The following is a 5,766-nucleotide window of genomic DNA, read 5'->3' on the forward strand; positions in this document are numbered from 1 at the left end:
GAAGCGTCCGTACGGTGACCGGGATGCGAAGCGTCCGTACGGTGACCGGGATGCGAAGCGTCCCTACGGGGAGCGGGATGCGAAGCGTCCGTACTCCGGTGGGGGAGACAAGCGCCCGTACGGTGACCGGGATGCCAAGCGCCCGTACTCCGGTGGCGGTGGCAAACGGCCGTACGGCGATCGGGACGCGAAGCGCCCGTACGGGGACCGGGATGCGAAGCGGCCCTCGGCTGGCGCCGGACGCAGCAGCGGCGACCGACGCGGCGGCCGACCCGACGCCCGCGGCGGCCGGCGTGAGGAACAGCCGCCCCGCGAGACCTTCGGCGCTCCGAACCTCGCCGTGCGACCGCGGCACGACGATCCCGAGATCCCCGACTCGATCGAGGCGCGCGACCTCGAGAAGAGCGCCCGCGCCGAGCTCAAGACGCTGAGCAAGGACAACGCGGACTGGGTCGCGCGGCATCTCGTCGCGGCATCCGTGTACCTCGACGTGGACCCCGAGCTGGCGCATCGGCACGCGCAGTCGGCCGCCCGCCGCGCCGGTCGCATCGCCGTCGTGCGCGAGACGCTCGCCATCACGGCCTACGCCATCGGCGACTTCGCCCTCGCGCTGCGCGAGCTGCGCACCTACCGTCGCATCTCGGGGCGCAACGACCAGCTGCCGCTCATGGTCGACAGCGAGCGCGGCGTCGGGCGACCCGACCGCGCCCTCGAGGTCGGCCGGTCGGTCGACCGTTCGACCTTGCCGGCCACCGTACAGGTGGGCCTCGCGATCGCCATGTCGGGCGCACGTCTCGACCAGGGCAAGCCCGATCTCGCCCTCGCCGAGCTCGAGATCCCACAGCTCGATCCCGACCGGGCGTTCTCGTACAGCCCGGCCCTCTTCTCCGCATACGCCGAGGTGCTCGAGGAGCTCGGACGCACGGCGGAGGCCACGGACTGGCGCGCGCGTGCCGATCGTGCCGAGGCGGCGCTCGGTGCTCCCGCCGAGTCGGAGCTCGTCGAGATCTTCGAGGTCGAACTCGAGGAGGACGACGAAGCGGATGCCGCGGGGGACGCGGCGTTCGCGACATCCCGCGCCCCTGACGACGACGGGACCGGAGCGACCGACGAGATCGACGACCCGGGCGCGGTGCTCGAGGACGACGTCGCCGCGGTGCTCGCCGAGGGGGAGCACCTCGAGCACGAGGCGGCATCCGTCGACCCGATGCAGACGGCCGATCAGACCGATGAGGGCGCGCCCGATGGGCCTGTTCCGCACGCGGACTGAGGATCCGACGCCGCTCGAGGGGATCGACGCGGTGTTCGCGGACCTCGACGGCGTCGTCTACGCGGGCCACGGTGCGATCCCGCACGCGGTCGAGAGCCTCAATCGCACGAAGACGTCGCACGCGGTCGGCTACATCACCAACAACGCCTCACGGAGCGATGCATCCGTCGCCCGCCACCTCGCCGAGCTCGGCCTCGATGTGGCGCCCGACGACGTGGTGACGTCGCCGCAGGCGGCGATGCGGCTCCTCGAGGAGCGCGTCGAGCCTGGGGCGCTCATCTTCGTCGTCGGCGGCGAGGGCATCGTCGCCGAACTCGAGAAGCGCGGCTTCCGCGTCACGAGATCGGCGGATGACGCGCCCGCGGCCGTCGTGCAGGGCTTCGCCCCCGAGGTGGGTTGGCGTGAGCTCGCCGAGGCGTCGTTCGCCCTGAACGCGCACGGCGGCCCGGATGCCGCGGAGCCCGGCATCCCCTGGATCGCCACCAACATGGACTGGACGATCCCCGTCGCGCGCGGCATCGCCCCCGGCAACGGCACGCTCGTTTCCGCCGTGCACACGGCCGTCGGCCGTCTTCCGATCGTGGCGGGCAAACCCGAGACGCCCATCTTCGACGAGGCGAAGCGCCGGTTCGGTGCTGAGCGCCCGCTCGTCGTGGGCGACCGGCTCGACACCGACATCCTGGGTGCGAACCGGGCCGGCATGGCCAGCGCACTCGTGCTCACCGGAATCGACCACGCCAAGCAGGTGCTCGCCGCCGACGCGAAGAGCCGCCCCGACTTCATCCTCGGCGACCTGCGCGGCCTGCACGAGCCGTACCCGGCCGTCGAGTCCGGGCGCGGCGGCGTCGTACGGGTCGGGGCCGCGCGCGTGCGCGTCGAGGGCAATCGCGTCGAGATCGTCGCCGACGGCGACGGCGGGCTCGACCTGCTCCGCGCGGCCTGTGCCGCGATCTGGTCGTCGGGCACGGCGATCCACGCGCTCGACGTGCCGGCGAGGCTCTACTCCTGACGGCGTGCCGCCTCGACGATGCCGCCCGGCCGGCGGGGCGGGGTAGCGTGGTCGGGTGAGCACTGACGAGGAGCCGGCTACGGTCGAACCGCCCGGCAAGACGGATGCCGCGGATGCATCGGGTGCCGGCGACCTCGGCGACTCGGCCCCCGACGACACGGCGGCCGCGCTCCGCGACATCGAGTCCCGGCAGCTCGCGGAACGGGCGCAGGGCTACCAGGAACTCGCAGACCGGCTGCGCGCCGACCTCGAGCACTCCGACCCCTCGCGCGGCGCGAGTTGACGATGCCCGCACAGCGCCTCGACGCCGCCCTCGCGGCGCGCGGCCTGGCCCGCTCGCGCACGCACGCGGCCGCGCTCATCGCCGAGGGGGTCGTGACGGTCGATGGGCGCCCGGCGGTGAAGCCGGCGATGAAGGTGTCCGAGACGGCCGAACTCGTGGTGGCGGCATCCGACCATTACGTGAGCCGGGCGGCGCACAAGCTCATCGCCGCACTCGACGGATTCGGCGTCGACCCTGCCGGACGCGTCGTGCTCGACGCCGGCGCGTCGACCGGCGGCTTCACCCAGGTGCTGCTCGAACGCGGCGCCCGAACAGTGCTCGCGGTCGACGTGGGCCACGGCCAACTCGCGCCCGAGCTCGCGGGCGCACCGGGACTCGTGCTCGTCGAGGGGTGCAACGTGCGGGGCCTCGATCGCGCCTGGCTGGCCGAACTCACGGGCGTCGCGGAGGCGCCGTCCCTCGTGACGGCCGACCTGTCGTTCATCTCGCTCCTGACGGTGCTGCCCGCGCTGCGCGCGACCGCGGCCGACGACGCCGACTTCGTGCTGCTCGTGAAACCGCAGTTCGAGGTCGGTCGCGGCGGGGTGCGCGAGGGCATCGTGCGCGACCCGGCGCTGCGCACCGAGGCGGTGTCCGGCGTGCTCTGGGCGGCCTTCGACCTCGGCCTCGGCACGGTCGGCGTCCTGTCCTCCCCAATCGCGGGTAGCCACGGCAATCGGGAATACCTCGTGCATCTGAGCGCGTCGCGCGGGGTGAATCCGACAGAATGGATGCGTCGGGTGGAGCAGCTGACTGGAGGCACGAACGCGTGAACGACGCACGGCACTTCCTCGTGGTCTCCCACACCGGCAGGCAGTCAGCCCTCGAGGCGACCGGCGAGGTGTGCTCGCAGTTGCTCGCCGAGGGTGCCGTTCCGGTGATCGCCGCCGAGCACTGGGACGAGGTGCACGCCTTCGTGCCCGAGCTGAACGGCGAGGTCAAGCGCTTCGAAGACGTCGACCCGAACCTCATCGAGCTCGTGATCGTGCTGGGGGGCGACGGCACGATCCTGCGCGCGGCCGAGCTCATGCGCGACCACCCCGTCGCCCTCCTCGGGGTCAACCTCGGCCATGTCGGCTTCCTGGCCGAGAGCGAGCGCGACGACCTCGGCTACACGGTCGCCCGCGCACTCGCCCGCGATTACACGGTCGAGGAGCGCATGACGCTCTCGGTGCGGGCGAAGGTCGGCCAGGAGGTCGTGTACGAGAGCTGGGCCCTCAACGAGGCGACGGTCGAGAAGGCCGAACGCGAGCGCATGCTCGAGGTCGTCGTCGAGGTCGACCGGCGGCCGCTCTCGTCGTTCGGGTGCGACGGCATCGTGATGTCGACGCCCACCGGATCGACCGCCTATTCGTTCTCGGCCGGCGGCCCGGTCGTGTGGCCGAGCCTCGAGGCGTTGCTGCTCGTGCCGCTCAGCGCCCATGCGTTGTTCGCCCGCCCCCTCGTGGTGGGCCCCGACTCGTCGCTCGCCGTCGAGATCCTGCAGCGCACCGACGCCGCCGCGGTGATCTGGTGCGACGGCCGCCGAACATTCGACCTGCCGCCCGGTGCGCGCGTCGTCGTGACCAGATCACCGGTGCCGGTGCGCCTCGCGCGCCTGCACGAGGCGCCGTTCACCGACCGTCTGGTCAACAAGTTCGCGCTGCCCGTCACGGGATGGCGGGGACCGGCGGGTCGTGAGTGAGTCGCGATGAGTGAGGGCCGCGTTGATTGAGGAGCTGGGCATCCGCGACCTCGGCGTGATCGCCGAGGCCACCCTGCCGCTCGGCGGAGGGTTCACCGCCGTCACCGGAGAGACCGGCGCGGGCAAGACCATGGTCGTCACCGCGCTCGGGCTCCTCCTCGGTGCGCGTGCCGACACGGGCGTCGTGCGCGCGGGCGCCAAGCAGGCGTGGGTCGAAGGGCGCTGGCTCGTGCCCGACGACGGTCCGATCGCCGAACGCGTCGCCGAGACCGGCGGCGAGATCGACGACGGCGAGCTCCTGCTCGGCCGATCGGTGTCGGCGGAGGGTCGCAGCCGCGCCGTCGTCGGCGGTCGAAGCGCTCCGGTGGGCGTGCTCGGCGACCTCGGCGACCAACTCGTCGTCGTGCACGGGCAGGCCGACCAGCAGCGGCTCCGTTCGGCCACCGCCCAACGCGACGCGCTCGACCGCTTCGCGGGCGCGCCGCTCGCGGCCGCCCTCGCCGAGTACCGCGAGGCCTTCAGCGCCTGGCGCACCGACGCCGCCGAGCTCGAACGGCTCCGTGACGCGCACGACGCCCGGGCACGGGAGGCCGACGAGCTTCGCGACGCGCTCGACGAGGTGGAGGCGGCCGACCCGCAACCCGGCGAGGACGTCGAGCTCGCCGACCGAGCAGACCGTCTCACCAACCTCGAAGACCTCCGCCTCGCCGCGGCCCAGGCGCGCGCCCTCATCTCCGCCGAGGACCTCACCGACGGTGCGCCCGACGCCATCGCCCTCGTCGACAGCGCCCGCCGTCACCTCGAGCACGTCGTCGAGCACGACGCGGCGCTCGCGCCCATCGCCGAGGCGCTGCAGAGCGCCGGATTCCTGCTGGCGGATGCCTCGACCGAGCTCGCCGGATACCTCGCGGGCCTCGACGCCGACAGCGCCCGCGAACTCGAGATCGTGCAGGAGCGGCGGTCGCTCATCACGGCGCTCATCCGCCGGCACGGGGGCTCGCTCGACGAGGTGCTCGAGTTCCGGCGCTCGGGCGGGCTCCGACTCGTCGAGCTCGAGGGCGACGACGAGCGCATCGAGCTGCTCGAGACATCCGTCGCCCGCCTCGCCGACGACGTCGAGCGGCTCGCGACTCGGCTCACCGAACTGCGCACCGAGGCGGCCGAGCGGCTCGCCACGGCCGTCACCGCCGAACTCGGCGCGCTCGCGATGCCCGACGCCCGACTCAGCGTGAGGGTGGACCCGGGACACGAGCCCGCGTCGCACGGACGAGACCAGGTCGCGATCCTGCTGCGCCCCCACCCCGGCGCCGAGCCGCGGCCCGTGTCGCGCGGTGCCTCGGGCGGCGAGCTCTCGCGCGTCATGCTCGCGATCGAGGTGGTCATCGCCGGCAGCGACCCGGTGCCGACGTTCGTGTTCGACGAGGTCGACGCCGGCGTCGGCGGCGCGGCGGCCATCGAGATCGGGCGGCGGCTCGCGCGGC

General features: G+C 73.2%; 5 protein-coding genes and 1 pseudogene. All 6 read left to right on the forward strand.

The features are described from left to right. Positions 1–1,270: pseudogene (locus EZM51_RS21180) on the forward strand (primosomal protein); the annotation flags it as partial. Then, positions 1,245–2,279 carry an HAD-IIA family hydrolase gene (locus EZM51_RS20315; protein ID WP_136710136.1) on the forward strand — a complete coding sequence of 345 codons (1,035 nt, stop codon included), beginning with the start codon at positions 1,245–1,247 and terminating at the stop codon, positions 2,277–2,279. The pseudogene EZM51_RS21180 and the gene EZM51_RS20315, both read left to right, overlap by 26 nt. A gap of 55 nt (positions 2,280–2,334) precedes the next feature. Further along, a complete protein-coding gene (locus EZM51_RS20320; protein ID WP_136710132.1) occupies positions 2,335–2,562 on the forward strand; it encodes a hypothetical protein in 228 nt (75 codons plus the stop codon). A gap of 2 nt (positions 2,563–2,564) precedes the next feature. Further along, positions 2,565–3,374 carry a TlyA family RNA methyltransferase gene (locus tag EZM51_RS20325; RefSeq protein WP_136710133.1) on the forward strand — a complete coding sequence of 270 codons (810 nt, stop codon included), beginning with the start codon at positions 2,565–2,567 and terminating at the stop codon, positions 3,372–3,374. After that, entirely contained in the window at positions 3,329–4,285 is a 957-nt protein-coding gene (locus tag EZM51_RS20330) for an NAD kinase (RefSeq protein ID WP_136710134.1), read from the forward strand. Before EZM51_RS20325 ends, EZM51_RS20330 begins: the two co-directional genes overlap by 46 nt. Positions 4,286–4,307: 22 nt before the next feature. After that, positions 4,308–5,766, forward strand: a 1,459-nt coding sequence (locus EZM51_RS20335; RefSeq protein WP_136710135.1) for a DNA repair protein RecN, incomplete at its 3' end; no start/stop codon positions are given.

This window comes from Agromyces sp. H66 (assembly GCF_004959775.1).
Taxonomy (GTDB): Bacteria; Actinomycetota; Actinomycetes; order Actinomycetales; family Microbacteriaceae; genus Agromyces.

Excerpts from the sequence above, each read along its gene's own strand:
- EZM51_RS20315 (WP_136710136.1), top strand. The coding sequence starts at position 1,245 with ATGGGCCTGTTCCGCACGCGGACTGAGGATCCGACGCCGCTCGAGGGG.
- EZM51_RS20325 (WP_136710133.1), top strand. The coding sequence starts at position 2,565 with ATGCCCGCACAGCGCCTCGACGCCGCCCTCGCGGCGCGCGGCCTGGCC.
- EZM51_RS20330 (WP_136710134.1), top strand. The coding sequence starts at position 3,329 with ATGGATGCGTCGGGTGGAGCAGCTGACTGGAGGCACGAACGCGTGAAC.